This is a genomic window from Psychrobacter immobilis, from assembly GCF_904846185.1.
Lineage (GTDB): Bacteria > Pseudomonadota > Gammaproteobacteria > Pseudomonadales > Moraxellaceae > Psychrobacter > Psychrobacter immobilis_B.
Window position 1 is genome coordinate 23,722 of sequence record NZ_CAJGZQ010000003.1, and the last position, 19,730, is coordinate 43,451.

Below are 19,730 nucleotides of genomic sequence, written 5' to 3' on the forward strand. Positions count from 1 at the left end.
TATGATGGTTACGCCTTACCTTGCTCTTTTAGCGTTTTCCACGCTTGATTGCGAAGATACTTTGGTAACGCTTGCGAGGCTTCTGTACCGCCTGTCGCCATAAATTGAGCCATACCAAGCTGCCCTATCACAGTAGCATCAGGGTGAATATCTGCCTGAATGATCTGACCGTCATGTAATGTTAATAACGGCGCACCATTGCCAGCAATGGGAATATTAAGCACGGTCTGGCTATCATAATCGAGCAACTGCTCGGTATCTTTGCCATTTTCTTGATTAACCGCCTGCATAAGGTTGTCTATTAGCACATATTGCCCAAAATAAACTTGCTGCATACGCGCATCAAGGGCGCTATACACTTCGGTCACGCCATATTTCTGATACGCCGCTTGCGCAATCGCTTGTAGGCTTGAGACTCCGACACAAGGAATATCATGGGCGACAGACAATGCTTGTACTACTGCCGTATTAATCCGTATGCCACTAAAGGCACCAGGACCACGGTTAAATATCAAGGCTTGTAAATCAGCAAGGTTGAGCTTAGCCTCGGACAAAGCGGCGTCAATCATCGGTAGAATTTGCTGGGTTTGCTGGCGTTTACCCGTCTCCGTATGACTCGATAGCACTTGACCACTGGCATCTAAAATCGCGATCGAACACTGATCAAACACGGTATCCATTGCTAAAAACATCATCACCTCCGCCTATTCACTTAGCATTATAAAACAGCGCCTATCATAGCATTTAGGATAGGCAAATTTTATTAATTTCTAAATTTTCATACTTAATCCATCAATATTTATGGGAACATGACAGACATAAAAAAACCCAAAGCGACTTGCACCTTGGGGTTTTCATTAAGAATTGAATACTATAGCAATCTAAGCATCTATCAATTAAAAACGGGTTTTAAACTTTTTTGGCGCTTGGTTTTGCATTTCCTGCATTTGTTTTTGCATCTCTTCGGTGCTTGGCATGTTGTTTGGATCTAGACCCATCTGCTTAGCCATTTGTTGTGGATTCACATCCTTGACGCCGCCTTGCTGACCGCCGCCACCAAATAAAGGACCGCCACCGCCGCCACCAGCACCGCCACCACCCATCAACCCTTGCATCGATTTCATCATTTTACTGATGCCTTCAGGCTTAGAGATCATTTTCATCATTTTTGCCATTTGCTTGTGTTGTTTGAGCAAACGATTGACGTCTTGAATCTCACGTCCAGAACCTGCGGCAATACGGCGCTTACGGCTTGGGTTAATTTTATCGGGATTTTTGCGCTCAAATGGCGTCATTGAATTAATCAATGCTTCCATTTCACGTACTTTTTCTTCTGGCTTAGCATCTTCAACCGCTTTTTGCATATCCGAGCCACCCATACCTGGCATCTTATCTAAGAAGCCTGCCATGCCGCCCATGCTTTTCATTTGTTGGAACTGGGTCAATAGATCCTCAAGGTCGAAATCACCGCCCTTTTGCATCTTTTTCGCCATTTTTTCGGCTTTATCACGGTCGATTTTTTGTTCAACTTCTTCGACTAGGCTTAAGACGTCACCCATACCAAGTATACGTTGAGCGATACGTTCAGGATGGAACAGCTCTAACGCATCTAATTTTTCACCGCGACCTAAAAACTTAATCGGTTTGCCAGTAATCGCACGTACAGAAAGTGCCGCACCACCGCGCGCATCACCATCCGTCTTAGTTAAAATCACACCCGTTAATGGCAGCGCATCATTAAAGGCTTTAGCAGTATTTGCCGCATCTTGACCCGTCATCGCATCGACGACGAACAAGGTTTCAGAAGGATTGACTGCCGCGGTTAACGCCTTAATCTCAGCCATCATAGTCTCATCGATAGCCAGACGACCAGCGGTATCAATAATCAAAATATCTTGGTACTGAATCTTTGCTTCTTCGATAGCACGCAGCGCAATATCAATCGGGTTTTCGTCGCTACTTGAATTAACAAACTTGGCATTCACTTGACCTGCCACTTGCTCAAGCTGAGCAATCGCCGCTGGACGATAGACGTCAGCGGATACTAGCATGACCTTTTTCTTATGACGCTCTTGTAAAAACTTCGCTAATTTACCGGCAGTCGTGGTTTTACCTGCCCCTTGCAAACCAGCTAGTAGATAAACAACAGGTGGCTTACCCGTCATCTCAAGCTGCTGATTGGCACTGCCCATCATTTCGGTCAGCTCGTCATGGACGATTTTGACAAAGGCTTGCCCCGGTGCCAACTCTTTGAGTACTTCTGCACCAAGCGCTTGCTCTTTGACGCGCTTCACAAAGTCACGGGTGACGGGTAGCGCGACGTCGGCTTCTAGTAGCGCCATACGCACTTCACGCAGGGTATCTTTGATGTTGTCTTCGGTCAACTGCCCAGTACCGACGATATTGCGCAGGCTCGACGATAAGCGTTCTGTTAAGGTATCAAACATAAATAACTCTCAGTTAAAATAATTCTTGGTGAAAACAATATTTACTTAAAATAATGCTTACTTAAAACAATACTTAGCTAAAACTGGCTTCAGCTTAAATGGCGGATAAATATTATTAGGGAATACTGTAAAGCATTTAATCGTATCTTCATAAAAACAATGATAAAAAATAGTCTATTATCAATACTATAGCACCAAGACGATGCCAAAATTATAATGATTTAGCAAATACAGCATTACCAAAGCTTGGCGCGGCGCTTTATGACTTATAGACAATCGCTTTATAAGCTAGGCATATGAGCGCTTATTCAAGCAAACTTGGCCAAGCATTTATAAGGAATAAGCAAGTTGGTGCTCAATTGGCACCCATTTTATGATAAATTGGACGATTATTCTAATCATTCCGATAATACCACTTTAGCATTAAATTGAGCGGCTATTTTACGCTCAGTATGAGATGAGGCATTATATCTGTGCACTTTGCATTCTTACTTGCTAGCCTAGCCTATATCTTAGTCAGCGCTTACCTTAGTTGGGCGCTGACTCGGGATAAGCCTATCCATAAAGGCATCAGTTTGGGATTATTGATGGTCGGCATGCTCGCGCATGCGGCGCTACTTTATCCTTATGTTGTTACGCTTTACGGGCTAAATTTCAATCTTTTTAATATCATTAGCCTAATCAGCTTATTCTTTTTGTTCTTCTATTTTTTATTTTGTTTGTATCGCCCCATTGTTAGTCTGGGCATACTGGCAGCGCCAACAGCATTGGTAGGGTTGACAATTGGCTATATTGGCCGTGCGCCTTATCAACCTATTACAAATATCAGTATTGGGCTTGAAGCTCATATATTACTGTCACTTGCCGCCTATTGTGTGCTGCTGATGGCAGCGGTGCAAGCGCTATTTTTGCGCCTACAAATACGCGAACTCAAGCACCACTCTATTCATCGTTTTTGGGTCAATAAACTACCGTCACTACAAAGTATGGAGAGTCTATTATTCGATATGCTATTGGTCGGTTTTGTCCTGCTGAGTATCGCATTGGGCATTGGCTTTATCTATGTAGAGGATTTGATGGCGCAGCATATTGTGCATAAGACCGTGTTTAGCCTGCTGTCTTGGTTATTGTTTGGGGCGCTACTGGTCGGTAATTGGCGTGCTGGATGGCGGGGCAAACGTGCCGCTAATATGACTATCTATGCTTTTATCCTATTAGCTATCGGCTTTGTGGGCAGCAAGTTTGTGTTAGAGATGCTGATATAAAATCAGCGCTGCAATAGCAATAGATCCAGAAAAAAGCCGTGAGTATTAATGAATAATACCCACGGCTTTTTTTAACCTTCTGTTAACCAGCACTTCTCAATTTAAAATCGCTCTAATTAAAGGCTAATTAAAAACCACGGTTTTATTACCCGCTACAATCACGCGGTTTTGTACATGCCAGTTCACAGCGCGTGCCAAGACATTACGCTCGATATCACGACCAATAGCGCGCAGCTCCGTCACACCTTGACGGTGAGTGACTCGGTGTACATCTTGCTCAATGATAGGACCTTGATCAAGCTCAGCGGTGACGTAATGCGCAGTCGCGCCGATGAGTTTCACACCTTTATCATAAGCTTGACGATAAGGGTCAGCTCCCACAAATGCAGGCAAAAATGAATGGTGAATATTGATGACTTGCATCGGCCATCGCTTGACAAAATCAGACGATAATATCTGCATATAACGCGCCAACACTAGCAAATCATTGCCTTCCATCAACTCATGAATTTGCTCTTCTGCCTCTGATTTATTGTCTTTGGTCACTGGCACATGATGGAAAGTGATGCCAAAGTTTTCTACCGATTGACGCAAGTCTTCGTGATTACTAACGACAGAGGTAATCTCGCAGTCAAGTAAACCTCGCTGATGCCGCCACAGTAAATCCAACAATGCATGATCAAACTTTGATACTAAAATGCCAACTTTCGTCTTAATCGCATTATTATGTAAACGCCAAGCCATGTTATGGCGCTTGGCTACCGTATGCGCAAAACTGGCTTCAAAATTCTCAATAATCTCGCTCAATCCTGCTAAAGCAAACTCTAAACGCATAAAATATTGACCACCCTCATGAGCAGTTGAATACTGATCGAGAGTGATGATATTAGCGCCATAGCGATGGATAAACTCAGATACCGCTTGCACGATACCGGCTTGATCACGGCATTTAATCAATAGCGTGGCAGTATCGATTGTCGTCTTATTAGACAGGTTATTAGATAGTTTATGAGATGAGTTTTTTGCTGAAGTAATCGTTGCAGTGTCTGACATAGTACGCCCAATCAAAAAATTAAACTTGCTACTGACTTTCAATACGGTCATTAGCATAGGAAACCGACTATTCTAATCGCTTTTACCTAACTTTGCTGATTGAGTTGGTTGTATTTCGTTATTGAGGTTATAAATACAAAAACCCCCAACGTGTGGTTGGGGGGTTTTGCTTGATAGTAGTATGTGACTGAGCAGATTACCTACTAGAGTGTGGTTTATTCGATTGTAATATTTCTAGAAAATCCTGAACCGTTACTATTAACACCTATTGTAGAACCCAATTCAAATGCTTGATTGAAGTCTACAATAAAGCTGTTATAGCCTTGTGCTGTTGTCGTTGGACTTACGCCGTTAATAGACACAGAGTAACTGGCTTGATAAGGAGATAATACTATTTTAGATGTATTTTTCTCGGCATTAATATTGACACTCAAACTGTTTACACACACCACACCAGCATCACCAAACGGGCTGGTATCACCAATCCAAGGAGAGAATAAGTTTGGATCCTCTACTCTCAAGTCACTTGCCAAATATGGTAGAGAATAGTTAATACTTTGAGTATTTTCACTGCCATTTAAGAAAGTAGAAGCCTCAAAACGCACTTTTACCCAGCTTGAATAACGAATTGGATAGCGAATCTCAAAGTCTGCACGACCTTCTTCATCAGTCACGAATGAATAACCGTCATCAGATAGTGTGCCACCAATAATTGCTACGGGATTGATAGCATCAAGACTATTGTTGCTATTCACATCTTCATCACTATCTAAAGTATAGTTATATTCAGGACTGTCTTCACTAATAATCCAATCCGTCTTCTGCAGTACAGGAACTAATTCTGCAAAAGTTATAGGTTCAGGTGTATTCACATTACCATCGGTGTCTGTAGTATTGGCCGCTTGATAAGTCACATTGCTATCAAGCAAACAAACTTTACCTTGAGCATATTCAATAGCATAAGACTTGATCGATACTTCTTTATTTGGTACCGCGCGCCCTGAGCCATCCATAACAGATATTGAACCGCGAACCGTGTAATAAATATTATCAGTAGATAAGACATTACTAAACGCTAAGGTTGTATAAACCGCTTCTTTCGATACCGTAATATTAGTTGTTTTGGTGCCAATGCTGGCATTGTCGTTTAATAAGCGAGCATTAATAATCACGCCACCGATAGGTGAGCTGGCATTGGCTTGATATACCACACGCGCCTCGCCTTTGCTGTTTGTCACTGCGGTAGCAGCAGATAAGCGGCCAGCTGATGAATCTGCAGCACGACTGAATACAACTGTTTGCCCTTCTACTGGCACATCATTTTTGTCTTTAACCGTGGCAACAACTTCTGTGCTACTGCCGGGTGTGATGACTGATTTCACTGCTTGAAACAACATCTTAGCTGGCGTGGTGGCTCTAAAACGCGTATCTACGGTTGTTTGATACTTGAGCTGACCATTGCTCATCTCACCAAGCACTGTCGCTTGCAATACTGCAGTACCAGCAAGTGTCGATGTCAGTACGACTGGAACTGTAATGATATTACCTTGAATATTGGCAGCTGTTATCGCTTTGGTTGAGATGACACTATTATTGCCAAATGTTCCAATCGTCGTCTGCACTTCCAAACGCTTACCAAGCAACGCAGTCGCTTCGGCTGTAGAGTTAGTACGAATTTGTATGTTGATATTTTGGGCAACATTGACATCATAAACGTCTTCGATATTGATGAAGCTAATACCTGATTGCGATACCTTGACCAAATCAACACTACTGGTACTGCGCTGAATCGTTAATGCGCGCTCACCCGAGGCTCTTACAAAGACACGTAAATTACCGTTATTATCAAAAACCAAGTCACTTTCATTGACAGTAAAGCTGGCTTTACCATCTGTATCAGTAGTCGTATCATCTGCAATGACTTCACCTTCGCTATCAACAAGCTCTACTTTGGCATTAGCAATCGCGCGCCCTGCTCCATCCGTTAAGATAGATGACAAAGTGGTCGTACTATTATCTTTTAGGTTTGTTTCAGATGCCGTTAGTGTGAGCGTAGTCCCGATTGCAGATAAGCTTAGGGATTTTTGTTCACGTACTTGCATACTGACAGTACCATTAGCATCATATTGCGGTGTGACGATCTTAGCATTGATCACGACACTGTGATTTAGGCGAGCATTGATACTGTTGGCTGCTAACAATACACCGACATCAACCCTGCCAGCCTCATCGCTTATAACTGTACTTGATGTGGTCAGTGCGGCACCGCTTGACTCTAAGTTTTCGATACTTAGCTGTACTGGTACGCCTATGAGTATGCCGCCCTGACTGTCTGTTACGACAAACGAGGCTTGCGTTTGGTCGCCGCCTGTAGTCAATGTTGGCTTATCAGATGATGCCAATAGCTGATAGCTCTCAATTGTTGCAGTATCTACTGCGACAATGTAGTTTTGCTCTAACTCAACATTTTCAGCAGTCGTTGTGGTCGCCGTCAAACGAATGCCAGCTTCTAAAATCGCTTGATTAACGTTAGCACCACCTTCAAGTGTCAGGTTAAATGTCGCCACACCATCACTGTTAGTATTAGCAGTACCATTGGAAACGCTAACGCCTGTTCTTAGAGGATCATCAACATTTAAACTTACTTCGCGATTGGCAACAGCGCCATCTTCATTCTCTAAACGAACGAATACTTTAAAAGTATCACCTTTGGTATTGACGACTTTATTTGCGCCTATAGTTAGGCTTTCTTTTGTACCGTTTACATCTGGTGTCACAGTTGTGACATTGGCTGCTTGAGTAACAATGTTGCCGTTAACGTCAGCAGCAGATAAAGCAATACTAATGCTACTACCGATAGCAGATTTTTGTGATTCAGTTAAGTTATTGGGCACGGCGATAGTGAATACAGCTTTACCCGAACTGTCAGTCGTTTGACTGTCAGATACCAAGGTAACTCCTTTACTAGCAACAGAAGCTGGCAGTGCAAGGAAAACTTTTTGACCAGTAACTACGTTACCTTTTTTGTCTTTTGTCACTACTTCAATCTGTGTTTCACCACCGTTTAAGTTTAGAGCTTTTGATGAATTAACAAGCAAAGAAATAGCAGAAGCCATAGACTGGACTTTGACATTAACTTGCTGCTTCTTACCTGTCAGTGTCTCAGTCAAAGTCGCTGTCAAAACTTCTGTACTTAGCGCAGCTTTTTGCTCAGCAGTCAGATCGTTTGAAACCACGACATTGAAGCTGACGAGACCATTTTCATTCGTATTTGCAGTGATATTAGAAGAGCCGATTTGACCGTTGACCGTCAGCAATCCTGCTAATGCACTATTATTAAACACTAACTTAATAGGCTGATTGGCAATTTGCTCACCAGAGGATTGGTCATTCAACTGGGCTTGTATGCTAGCATTACTACCAACGTTATTGAGGATATAGCCTGCTTGGCTGTTAATATTATTGGTAGCATTCAGAATATTTAGAGTGACCACTGGAGTGATAATGGTGACTTTTGTGGCTGCAGAGTTATAGACAATACCGTTTTCGACATAAGACAGTTGATAGTTAATACCAGTATTTTTAAGGTCGGTACGTTCAGCGGCTGTTAGATCACTTGGTATATTAACCGCAAATAAGGCATCACCATTGAAGTCAGTCATCGCCGACTGAGTGACAGTGACTCCATAACTAAGTGCCTTGGCTCCCAATTGAATAGTAATTTCTTTATCTGAAACTGGCTTAACATTGCTACCTTTAGTCGTAAGCTTAACATTGATATTACCGTTACCACCTAGCTCACTGATAGATGGTGTCGCAATAGAAGCAAACTGAATGCTGGTTACTGGCTGCTCAACTTTGATATTTCCTGGCAACCTAGACTGAGTGCCATCCTCGTCCGTTATTACCGCTGTATAACCAATGCCCGACTTTATCAAATTTTCACGTTGCGTTGGCGTTAAGCTTTTGCTGATGCCAATACTAAATTCTGCTATTCCACTACTATCAGTAATAAGCTCATTACCGATAATAGTGATTCCAGTACTTGTACTTTGATCTAACACTACTTTGACTGTACGACCCACTGCTGCACTACCGTTCTTACGTTTACCAGAAACTTGCAGTTTGAACTGTTCTGCTAGCGCGCTAACCGTCGTAGGTAAGCTTTGTGCTGATAATTGAATATCACTTTGACCTATGTCTGAACCAATACGAATCTGCTCGCTACTGACAGAGCTCGGTACTCCTGAAGACTCGATGATGCTTGCTGTTAAAGCAAATGTTGTCGCCTTTTCTAACTTCAATTTCTGATCTTCTGTTAAGTTGTTAGGCACTCGTACTGTGTAGCTAACTTCTCCTTTACTGTCTGTTACTTGCTCAGAGTTATTCTGTAGCGTTAATAGACCAGCATTAGCTAAGTCCTTGGGCAAGCTTGCTGTAACTTTCTGACCTGCAATGATACCGCCGCGACTATTGTTAACACGGAAGCTAATAACAGCACTACCACCTGAGCTTGATAGTTCTTTCTTGTTGCTTTCATTAAAGTTGATTTTATATTCTGCAGTAGGTAGATAAACTATGCTAGAAGCTGTTTTTGAGGTTGATGAACGATTAGGCTCAGTTAAGACAACCGTATAGCTAATACCGTCTTTGATAAGCGTCTTGCGGTCAGCCTCACTCACAGTCGCATCAACGTTCAAGGTCACATTGGCTTGCCCTTGAGCATTAAAAGTCACTTTGTTAGAGCTTAGGCTCACGCCAGTCAATTCATTATTAATTTTGATGGTAGCTGTCGACCCACTGATAGCTGTCGGTACTTTAGAATTTTTAGCAGTAGCAGTAATAGCAATAGTTTGACTGTCGCCATAAGCACTAAGACGACTAGAGCTACCAGTCGCTGTTAAAGCATAATCAGAGACAGGAAGCGCTGCTTTGAATTCACCTTTAGTTTCTTTAGTAGCGCCACTTTCTTCTGCAATATTGATAGCATAAGCAATGGCTTTACCTACTAGCGCTGTACGGTCAGCGACTGATAATTTATCATCAACTTGAATTGTAAATGTCGCTAGACCGTTATCATCAGTAACTTTAGTGCTACCGCCAACGATAGCAATTCCTTTGACGTTGGCAATACCTAAGCCAACCGCTACATCTTTGACGCGAGCACCTTTACTATTTTTGGCAATAACACTAAGGGTTGCCGTATCACCATATACGTTTAAAACGTTATTGGAGACCGAGCTCGTAGTTAACGAAGTACTGATATCAAGCTCACTTTCGATAACTTGGGTACCGTCACCACTACCTTTTTTGCTGACTGAAACTTTTAGCTCTTGCGGTGCAACCGCAGTGCCATCTGCTTTCTTAGCAGTCGCTACTAACGTAAAACCATTTTTTATCAGGTCATCTTTATCAGCAACTGCTTGCGGATTGAGCTTTAATGCATATACTGCATTGCCATCATTGTCCGTGGTTTGGGTGCTTTGACCTTCGATAGTGATACCGTTATTTTCAGAATCCACTACTTTTAGAGTCACGGCTTTACCAACCATCGCTCCACCAGATACTTTTTCAACAGCTTTAACCGTAACGCTAAAGGCTGCTTGCTCATCAGACAACTCAATAATAGTAGGCGCTGTACTCAGTTTTTGGATAAAGAAGTCTGGCTCGACGTCTGGCACTTGTTCGCCACCACCAGTATTACCATTACCACCAGTACCAGGTTGCGTGACACCCAAATCAGGCGCCGGTGCAACAGAATCTACGGTATCACCGTCACCGCCGCCACCGCAGCCTGCCAATGCTAAAGCACAAGTCAAAGAAGTGAGCTGAAACAGTTTAGAGGTAAAAGGCAATGAGCTATATGACATGTTTTGGACTCCGCGTCAGCAGTAATTTATTCGAGCAAATAAGCGAAAATCATTACACAGAATCATAATAGATTGGTAATGATACATAGATTTACATTAATACCCGTTGTATTAACAGATTGTATTAAATATATAACAGCAACTTTACTGACTTTTGTTATAACTTACAACTAAAAATTAATTTTTACTATTAAATAATCAACAACATAGCCAGTGAATTTCAGGGTATAATAGCCATCCTTTAGATCGACAATAATCATAAAAATATTTGAGTATTCATCTCTTTTATGGTATAAATGTCGGCTTTAAAATTTTCTGAATTGGTACGCTTGTTATTTGCCTTTAGATAACAGCAATATCAACTCAACATTCATATAGTTTTGTTTGGTGCAAAGCTGCCGCTTGCTGTGTCCATGCCGCAAAAACGTGCAACTTGCCCAGACTGGTATGAGAAAAACTCATACCTCATAGATTAGGAGTTCGCCATGTCTCGAGTTTGCCAAGTGACTGGAAAGCGCCCTATGGTGGGTAATAATGTTTCGCACGCAAACAACAAAACCCGTCGTCGCTTTCTACCAAACCTTCATAACCATCGTTTTTGGGTAGAGTCTGAAAATCGTTTTGTACGTCTACGTGTGTCTACCAAAGGTATGCGCACTATTGACAAACTTGGTATCGATAAAGTGTTAGCAGATATGCGCGCACAAGGTCAAAAAGTATAAGTTAAGAATAGCAGCTTAATATTTCGATAATTTTCGTCATTTAAGCTGCTTTTCTGCTACATCTTATGTAGTTACTTAATATTTTAGATCCGTACCTATCGTTTGAAGACCCCTCATTTACAGGAAAGCTATCATGAGAGATAAAATTAAATTAGTATCAACAGCTGGTACTGGGTATTACTACACCACTACTAAAAACAAACGCACTATGCCTGGCAAAATGGAAATGAAGAAATTCGATCCAAAAATTCGTCAGCACGTGATGTTTAAAGAAGCTAAAATCAAATAATTGCTATAATTTATAGAATATATTTTTATAAATACGTTCTATATATAAGTTACTTGAAAAAAAAGGGTATATCAATTGATATACCCTTTTTTACGCTTGCTACTTTTAATGATGATTATTTTAATTAACGACTACTAGCCAACTTAACAGCAACCCATCTCATCACTAACTATAGTGCGTCGGCTCTTTGTCATAAACATGCGCATGCCATTGGCTCATCTGCTTTTGCATAATGACCTGAATCGCGGCATGAATCATATGCTGACCTATCGCTTGGGTGTCACTACCGAGCAGCTCTTTAAGCTTTTCAGAAAAATCAATGGTCATCAGCGGCGCTTCGTCTTGTTCCGCGTCACGTAACAATAAGCGACCATCTTCTGCCTCTACCAACTCAAGGGTAGTCTCTTTGGCAAATCCTGCAAATTGATCCGTACTTTCGTTATCTACTTCTATATCATTATCAATATCGTATGGCATTAATTGGTTCCTCATTGTCCCGTCTAATACTTGCAAGAAAAATCGCGCGTCGCAACATTATTGTTTTACAGTAATACGGGTAAAACTATCTTAGTCATACAATGGACGCTTTGGTCTTGAAATTCAAGGCTTGTCACATAAGTCTTCTACATAAAGGCTTTTTAGGTGTGCTATCACTAATAGTATTAGCGCCAGTAGCGTAATTTTGCCACAGTAAATAAAAAGGCAACAAACATACCGAGATAATACATGAGCTTTAACTCTAATGTCGGATCTCGATATTTAAACGGTAAGGCTACAGTGGCGGTGGCGGTCGGAAATATCAACAGCATAAGCAGCCAATTTTCGATGACATTGAGCCAGCCTTGTAAATCAGTACCGTTACGCAATGATGCCAGCCCTAGCAGCAAACAGGCGATAATTAAGCTGGTGAATAAGCCATTGGGTAGATCTTTTGGATAGATGATATTGGCAATCTTGGTCGGTATGATTCTCATGTAAAATTCCAGTCACGCTTGTAGCACGTGACTTAATAATTAAAAATTGTGTAAAAACAGCCTATCATAAATATTGCAATGCACTATTTACCAAACAGCTTTATCTCTGCTCATAAGACTCTAACTGTAAGTACCCATCAACCATAGCATCGATATACAAGAGGTTAAATAACCCAAGCTAATAGCATTCCAGCTCTCTATATGCATGCCTTTAACTTTGTTAAGTATCTTCGAACCTAGCCAAAAAAACAGGGGAATGCCCAGCATAAATGCAGGCACAATGACCGCAGCATGACGTAATACTTCACCAGTATCATCACCCACCATTAGCCGAAAGCCGTAACCTGCCAGACTTAGAACCAAGGCAAATACAGCCAAGCCAATAGTAATACCCTTTGGCACCAAGCTGCGTTGCTGTGTCTCATTCTGAATTGGCTGCTCAGTGCTTTGCTCTGACTCAGGTGATTCTGACGAATTGATTGAGTTTTTTGTGTCCATATTTCACCTTTACGTAACTTGCCGTTATGCATCGTTATCCGTTATACAGCACATTTTGCTACTATTCTTTTATGACGAAAATGACTGACGAACGTATTTACCAATCACATAAGACCGTGGTTATTCATTACCATTAGCCAAAGCCAGCTCAGCACGCATAGCATCAATAGCCACTTTATAGTCATCTTGGTTAAAGATCGCCGACCCTGCCACAAACATATCAGCACCCGCTTCGGCAATGGCTCGGATATTACTGGCTTTGATACCGCCATCTACTTCTAATCTGATATCACGACCACTGGTGATGATGCGCTGACGAACTTGGCGAACTTTTTCTAACGTCCCTTCAATAAATGACTGACCGCCAAAACCTGGGTTGACGCTCATCAATAAAATTTGATCTACCTTGTCCATCACATAGTCTAAATAATGTAATGGCGTTGCGGGATTCAATACTAAACCACATTCAGCACCGCCATCTTTGATCAGCTGTAAAGAGCGATCAATATGGGCGCTGGCTTCTGGATGAAAAGTGATAACACTCGCACCTGCTTCCAAAAACTGCTCAATCATGCCGTCAACTGGCGAGACCATCAAATGCACATCGATTGGTGCATCAATCCCATAATCACGTAGCGCCTTACAAATCATACTGCCAAAGGTGAGATTGGGTACATAATGGTTGTCCATTACATCAAAATGAATCACATCAGCACCTGATTCCAACACCCTTTCAACTTCTTCACCTAGACGTGCAAAATCAGCTGAGAGTATTGATGGGGCAATAAGATAAGGTTTAGAAGGAATAATCATAGTTGAGCTACCTGATTCTGTTGAAATAAAATACGAATAAAATAAAAAGAAACTAAGTACTGGCTTAAAAAAACTGTGCCTTTAAAGCAATAATATTAAGAACTCAAACCACTAGCGCTGCTTATACTGGGTTTTGCAATAAGCACGACCGACATCGAAGCCTCGCTTAGCTTGATGTTTGGTCGCGCGATTACTGACACGCTGACGCCATAAGCGAAAAGATGACGGCTTTAGCGTTTGGCGCATCAGCTTAATCACGCCTGCTTCATTGAGACCATAGCTATGCTCTATCGCCCCAAACGGTGTTCTGTCCTCCCACGCCATTTCTATCACTCGTGAGACTTGCGCGTCATCTAGCACTTTATCACCCGACTCATTGACTACAGTTGCGATAAGCTCATCTGAACGTGTCTGTCTGTCATTTGATTCAGTACTAATATCAGCATGCTGATTATTTTTTAGAGCCGCGGTCATATCGGCTTGCATGGTCGCAAGCGATGACTGAACGGTTTGCTGCTTACAAGCCAAACCATCGACTACTAATGCTGTCAGATTACTTACCATAAAACCTTACCTTTAAAGATGCTTAACAGATACTTAGCCAACTTCTATTTTACATTAATCTATTTTATATCAATAAGTACGCTTGACTAAATAATCAGCGTAACTGTCTGTAAATTTATCGATCAGAGCATCATTCTAATACTGGACTTAGCTCATTTGCGCCATACGCCAGTGATGTTCAATATGATCGTTAATCACCGTTTGGATAAAATAGTAGCTATGATCGTGACCCGCCTGATAACGCAAGGTTAAGGGCTGATTGGCTTTGTCACAAGCGCGTTGTAATTTGGTGGTTTGCAGTTGACCTTCTGCCAAAAAATTATCAGCCGCGCCTTGATCCACCAAGATACTTGCATACTGCTGCCCCGATTTTTCAATCATCTGCGCAGCATCTGCCTGCGCCCATCGTGATTTATCATCGCCGAAGTATTCTGTATAAGCGGCTTGCCCCCATGCCGACTCACTGGCCGCGCACACAGGCGATAAAGCTGAGACACTCACAAACTTGCCTGGAAACTTAAAGCCCAATAGTAATGCTCCGTGACCGCCCATCGAATGCCCTGTCACGCCGATACTGTCAATAGGAAATTCTGAGCGTAACAAGTCATATAACTCATCAACGATATAGCTTTGCATATTAAAATGCTCTGACCAAGGTGCTTGCGTCGCATCGACATAATAGCTGGCACCCTGACCGACAAAATAGCGGTCGTCGTTTGGCACATCGCTGTCATCACTACTTCGAGGTGATGTATCAGGGGCGATAAATATCATGCCAAGCTCGCTGCATTTTTGCTGAAAATGCGCTTTGTGGGTGACATTATCAGCATTGCAAGTGAGACCTGATAAATATAGAATCGCAGGACAACGGCGACCAGCAAGCGCTTCATCTGGCAGATAAATGCTAAAGGTCATCGGCGTTTTGGTCGATAATGATTGATGGCTATAGTAATGCTGCTCACCATCGAAACAGCGGTTGACGCTGATCTGCGTGATTTTTGAGTTAGTAGATAGACTGTGTTTATAAGAGTTGTTCATAAGCGACATCCTTTTTATCCAAAGTAAAGTACACGATGACTTATAAAAAGCATTGGTAAAGTAATACTAGTACTTCTCCAAACTCACTTAGTACTCAATCATTATACCATTCGCAAAAACTAGAGTAGTAAGGAAAGCGAGTATCAATATTACAGATTATTGAATAAACGAGCTTAATACGGCTCATCGTGATTTTTGGGTTGCGGGTTTTGGATTTACTGTTAGTTGTTAATTGGCAGTGATCGCAGTATTAGCCACTGGCTGAGCAGAAGCACTATCCTCTACGATATTAATGGCGATAGAATCACTGTCATTAATAATGCTGGCGACTGGTGGTCGAGTTTTATCAAACAATACTTGTTCGAATGCTGGCAAAGCAGTCTCCATCAGACTACCAATCACCATCTGCGGCTCTGAGGGTTCAAAACCCATCGCACTTTCACGCTCATTCACACGCAAACGGGCATCTTTAAAGGCAGATTCAAAACTGGTATTGCCACGCAGGCTTTCAGCAAAAAACGCTTGCCCAAAATAGGTCATCTCAGCAGTATTGGTACAGCCAAACGATGCCTTATCCACCGCTGATGCGGTAATCACCACCGTGGTTGGGGAGGCCAATTCATCGATAAATGAGCCTGAATAGCAAGCAGATACCACAATCACCCGCCAGCGAATACCTGAAGCGTCTAGCGCCTCCCGTAACCATGCGGCATCTAGATTCTCCATTGCTAATGGTGGATTTGCTAATTGAATGATATTTTCGTTGCCGTGTGAAGACAAGGTTAGGAATAACACATCCTCATCGGCATTCATCTGCTGACCAATTTTCTTTAATCCGCGCAGAATACTGGTTTTGGTAGCGATTGGCTCATCAAGCCAACTATAAGTATTGTTGATCAAGGAGAGTGAATGTCCACTGGTGCCAAAACGCACATCGAATAGCTCACGCACTTTATTAATCTCAGAGCGAAAAACATCTTGGCCAGAGAATCCTGCCACACCCATAAAATACCAGTCGGTCTTGCCTGAAGTACTGGGATCGATACTATTTAATGCTTGCTGTAACAAACGAGGTTGCTCATATAATGCTGCTTCTGCTAAAACAGGCTCTACAGGAATCTGCTTAAATATAGGCTGGTCCGCGACATTACGCTGCCAAATCGTCAACAGTGCGACTGCACCTACCAATACAATGACCCGCTCCCACCACGGTATGCGTAGACGACGAGAAAAAATCCATAATAACGCCAAGGTCTGCCATAAAAACAGCACCAAAAACAGTATGGGTAAAAGTGAATAGCTCCAATCTGGCAACCAACCATAACTGCCCAAAAACTGCACCAAACTTTGTAATAATGCAGATAAGGTATCAGCCACTAACCACAATACCACGGGCACAAACACCAACGTTTGATTGCCAGAACGCCGTGCCAAAATGATGCCGCCCAATAAAATTATCATCGGCCAAATCAAGTAGCTGACCAACCCTTGCTCATTAAAGATACTGCCATTTTCCGCGGCTAACCAAGAAAACAGTACATTACTACCGAGTGCCAATAGTGCAAATACGGCAAACTGGATAAAGGTAGGTTTTACCCAAGAAAACGCGCGCGTCGACCCTACTAGCATCCACAAGGTTGCAATAATATTGGCAGCGAAATTGAGCGAAAAACGCTGAAGCGATACGGTTTTTAACGACGCAAGTGACAAAGACTTAGACCTCTAGCCAGTCGAGAAAAGAAAGTGAGTTGATGATGATTTTTGGTGTGGCAGCTACCTACGAAATGTCATTAATTCACATTTTTTATATAGCATATGGACATCAAGATTACATGCAATTCACAATGAGATGATTTTAAGAGACGAATAGCAAAGACTAAAAATATGACTAAACAGTTTAGCTCGCTAATATAACGCGATTGTAACGGATTGTCGGTCAAGAGGATAAGGCTGATTTGTAAAATGCGCTTAAATTTGGCTAAGAACATATAAAAAAGGAGGTCTTGAATCCAAGACCTCCTTTTTTCTCAATCATGACTGTATCAAAGACTCACTACTATCTCATCAAAAGCTCATTCACACGTCTTAAATAAGCGGCTGGATCATCTAATTGACCGCCATCTGCTAGTAAGGCTTGGTCAAAAATTACTTGCGCCAATTTATCAAAATCGACGTCAGATTGCTCGCTACTTTCAAGCTTTTTAATCAATGGATGATCAGGGTTGACCTCTAATGTCGGCTTGCTTTCTGGCACATCTTGACCCATTTGTTTAAGCATCTGAATCATTTGTGGTGATAGCTCACCTTCACCAACGACCAAGCAGGCAGGACTATCAACCAAACGCGTCGATACTTTAACGTCTTTGGCACGTTCGCCTAACGCTGCTTTAAGTTTATCGACAACAGGCTTCATGGTTTCTTGCGCTTTTTCAGCTTCCGCTTTTTCGGCTTCGTCTTGCAAGTCGCCCAAATCAACGGCACCTTTCGCGATGTTTTGTAGCGGTGTCTCATCAAATGAGGTCAAGAAGTTCATTGCCCATTCATCGACACGGCTGGTCATCAAAATAACTTCGATACCTTTCTTTTTAAACAGCTCAAGTTGTGGGCTATTTTTAGCAGCTGCTAGATTGTCAGCCGTTAGATAATAGATGGCTTTTTGACCCTCCTTCATACGCGCTTTATAGTCTTCAAAGCTGGTCGTCACACTATCCTGAGTACTGGTCGCATAACGTAGCAATTTGGCAATACGTTCTTGATTGCCCATGTCTTCGCCAACGCCTTCTTTGATAACATCACCAAATTCAGCGTAGAACTGCGCGAATTTTTCTTGCTTATCACTGTCTTCACTGTTGGCTAGACTGGCCAGCAACGTCAAAATACGACGCGCGTTACCATCACGGATTGATTTTACATCACGCGACTCTTGTAATAGCTCGCGGCTGACGTTCAATGGCAAGTCGGCTGAATCAATGACCCCTTTCACGAAACGCAGGTACATTGGCAATAATTGCTCAGCTTCATCCATAATAAAGACGCGCTTCACGTATAGCTTTAGTCCATGCTGCTGGTCACGAGTATATAAATCGACAGGGGCTTTTTTTGGAATATATAGCAGCTGAGTATACTGCACACGGCCTTCAACACGATTGTGCGTCCATGCTAGTGGCGCGTCCATGTCATAGGTAATATTTTTATAAAAATCGACATACTCATCATCTTCAATCTCAGAGGCTGAACGTGTCCATAGCGCGCTGGCTTTATTGATAGTTTCCCATTCGTCCGTTAAGACCATTTGACCATTGGCAGGCGTGTCGCTTCCTTCTTCAACCTCGTCTTCTTGCCAGATTTCTTTACGCATCTGAATCGGTAAGCTGATATGGTCTGAGTATTTATTAACCAACTGCTTAATTTTGCCACGGTCTAAATAGCTGTCTTCACCCTCAGAATATTGCTCTTTTAAATGCAAAGTAATGGCAGTGCCACGAGTTTCTTTAGTGATAGGCTCAACGGTAAAGCTACCCGTACCATCTGATACCCAGCGCACGCCCTTATCCGCAGGCTCGCCCGCTTTACGTGTTTCAACGCTAATCGTATCGGCAACGATAAAACCTGAATAGAAGCCAACCCCAAACTGTCCGATTAATTGACCATCTTGCTTTTGTGATTCAGACAGCTTGTCTAAAAATGCTTTAGTACCGGACTTGGCAATCGTACCCAAGTTTTCGATGGCATCAGCTTCGTTCATGCCGATACCATTATCGGTAAAGGTGATGGTTTTGGCATCTTCATCGACAGCAATGCGAATGCGCAGCTCGCCATCGTCTTCATAAAGACTGTCATCATTGGTCGCTTCAAAGCGCAATTTATCACAGGCATCAGAGGCGTTTGAAACCAGCTCACGCACAAAGATATCAGAATTAGAATAAAGCGAATGGGTCACTAGATGTAGCAGTTGCGCTACTTCCGCCTCAAAGGTATGTTTTTTTAATTCAGGGGTGCTTTCATTAGCGGCACCGCCATTAGCAGTGTCTTTATTAACATTAATATCATCAACATTTTTATTATCTGCTGGGGTCTGTTCACTCATAAAAAACTCCTTTAATTTATGTCAAAAACGTATCATAAAATAGCAAGCATTCGATTGTCTTTACTCAGGTACAAATTAAGCAGTTCAATTTCGAATATCGCTAAGCTGTT

The 19,730-nt window shown here is 42.2% G+C and carries 15 protein-coding genes; 3 read left to right on the forward strand and 12 right to left on the reverse strand.

The window, feature by feature from the left end:
• Positions 1 to 8: 8 nt before the first annotated feature.
• On the reverse strand, positions 9 to 692 hold the full coding sequence (gene tsaB, locus JMW94_RS02030) for a tRNA (adenosine(37)-N6)-threonylcarbamoyltransferase complex dimerization subunit type 1 TsaB (RefSeq protein ID WP_201600828.1): 684 nt from the start codon (positions 690 to 692) through the stop codon (positions 9 to 11).
• Between the two features lie 204 nt (positions 693 to 896).
• Positions 897 to 2,447 carry a signal recognition particle protein gene (gene ffh, locus JMW94_RS02035; RefSeq protein WP_201554674.1) on the reverse strand — a complete coding sequence of 517 codons (1,551 nt, stop codon included), beginning with the start codon at positions 2,445 to 2,447 and terminating at the stop codon, positions 897 to 899.
• Between the two features lie 473 nt (positions 2,448 to 2,920).
• On the opposite strand from ffh, the gene JMW94_RS02040 reads away from it, so the two are divergent.
• Positions 2,921 to 3,712: an inner membrane protein YpjD gene (locus tag JMW94_RS02040; RefSeq protein ID WP_055124689.1), complete on the forward strand. Its 792-nt coding sequence runs from the start codon at positions 2,921 to 2,923 to the stop codon at positions 3,710 to 3,712.
• Positions 3,713 to 3,835: 123 nt separating this feature from the next.
• Here the strand turns inward: JMW94_RS02040 and purU are convergent, their stop codons facing one another.
• On the reverse strand, positions 3,836 to 4,765 hold the full coding sequence (purU, locus tag JMW94_RS02045) for a formyltetrahydrofolate deformylase (RefSeq protein WP_227685384.1): 930 nt from the start codon (positions 4,763 to 4,765) through the stop codon (positions 3,836 to 3,838).
• A 215-nt stretch (positions 4,766 to 4,980) separates the two neighbouring features.
• The gene (locus JMW94_RS02050) at positions 4,981 to 10,635 is read right to left on the reverse strand and encodes a beta strand repeat-containing protein (protein WP_201600430.1); all 5,655 of its coding nucleotides are present in this window, start codon (positions 10,633 to 10,635) and stop codon (positions 4,981 to 4,983) included.
• A gap of 485 nt (positions 10,636 to 11,120) precedes the next feature.
• Here JMW94_RS02050 and rpmB point away from each other — a divergent pair, with 485 nt between their 5' ends.
• A complete protein-coding gene (gene rpmB / locus JMW94_RS02055) occupies positions 11,121 to 11,357 on the forward strand; it encodes a 50S ribosomal protein L28 (protein WP_010201401.1) in 237 nt (78 codons plus the stop codon).
• Between the two features lie 133 nt (positions 11,358 to 11,490).
• Entirely contained in the window at positions 11,491 to 11,646 is a 156-nt protein-coding gene (gene rpmG / locus JMW94_RS02060) for a 50S ribosomal protein L33 (RefSeq protein WP_045444249.1), read from the forward strand.
• A gap of 165 nt (positions 11,647 to 11,811) precedes the next feature.
• Here the strand turns inward: rpmG and JMW94_RS02065 are convergent, their stop codons facing one another.
• The 8 genes from JMW94_RS02065 to htpG all read right to left on the reverse strand — a co-directional run bounded on the left by JMW94_RS02065 (position 11,812) and on the right by htpG (position 19,620).
• Positions 11,812 to 12,123 (reverse strand): hypothetical protein, encoded by a 312-nt coding sequence (locus tag JMW94_RS02065; RefSeq protein ID WP_045444246.1) that lies wholly within the window; start codon positions 12,121 to 12,123, stop codon positions 11,812 to 11,814.
• Positions 12,124 to 12,308: 185 nt separating this feature from the next.
• Positions 12,309 to 12,620 (reverse strand): hypothetical protein, encoded by a 312-nt coding sequence (locus JMW94_RS02070; protein ID WP_045444243.1) that lies wholly within the window; start codon positions 12,618 to 12,620, stop codon positions 12,309 to 12,311.
• 120 nt (positions 12,621 to 12,740) lie between these two features.
• Positions 12,741 to 13,118, reverse strand: a complete 378-nt coding sequence (locus JMW94_RS02075) for a hypothetical protein (RefSeq protein ID WP_227676610.1) — start codon at positions 13,116 to 13,118, stop codon at positions 12,741 to 12,743.
• A 120-nt stretch (positions 13,119 to 13,238) separates the two neighbouring features.
• Entirely contained in the window at positions 13,239 to 13,931 is a 693-nt protein-coding gene (rpe, locus tag JMW94_RS02080) for a ribulose-phosphate 3-epimerase (protein ID WP_045444632.1), read from the reverse strand.
• A 111-nt stretch (positions 13,932 to 14,042) separates the two neighbouring features.
• Entirely contained in the window at positions 14,043 to 14,324 is a 282-nt protein-coding gene (locus JMW94_RS15050) for a TIGR03643 family protein (RefSeq protein ID WP_372863602.1), read from the reverse strand.
• A gap of 318 nt (positions 14,325 to 14,642) precedes the next feature.
• Positions 14,643 to 15,533, reverse strand: coding sequence for an S-formylglutathione hydrolase (gene fghA / locus JMW94_RS02090; protein WP_201560666.1), 891 nt, complete (start codon positions 15,531 to 15,533; stop codon positions 14,643 to 14,645).
• A 228-nt stretch (positions 15,534 to 15,761) separates the two neighbouring features.
• A complete protein-coding gene (locus JMW94_RS02095; protein WP_201600433.1) occupies positions 15,762 to 17,243 on the reverse strand; it encodes a C13 family peptidase in 1,482 nt (493 codons plus the stop codon).
• A gap of 346 nt (positions 17,244 to 17,589) precedes the next feature.
• Positions 17,590 to 19,620 (reverse strand): molecular chaperone HtpG, encoded by a 2,031-nt coding sequence (htpG, locus tag JMW94_RS02100; RefSeq protein ID WP_227685385.1) that lies wholly within the window; start codon positions 19,618 to 19,620, stop codon positions 17,590 to 17,592.
• Between the last annotated feature and the right edge of the window lie 110 nt (positions 19,621 to 19,730).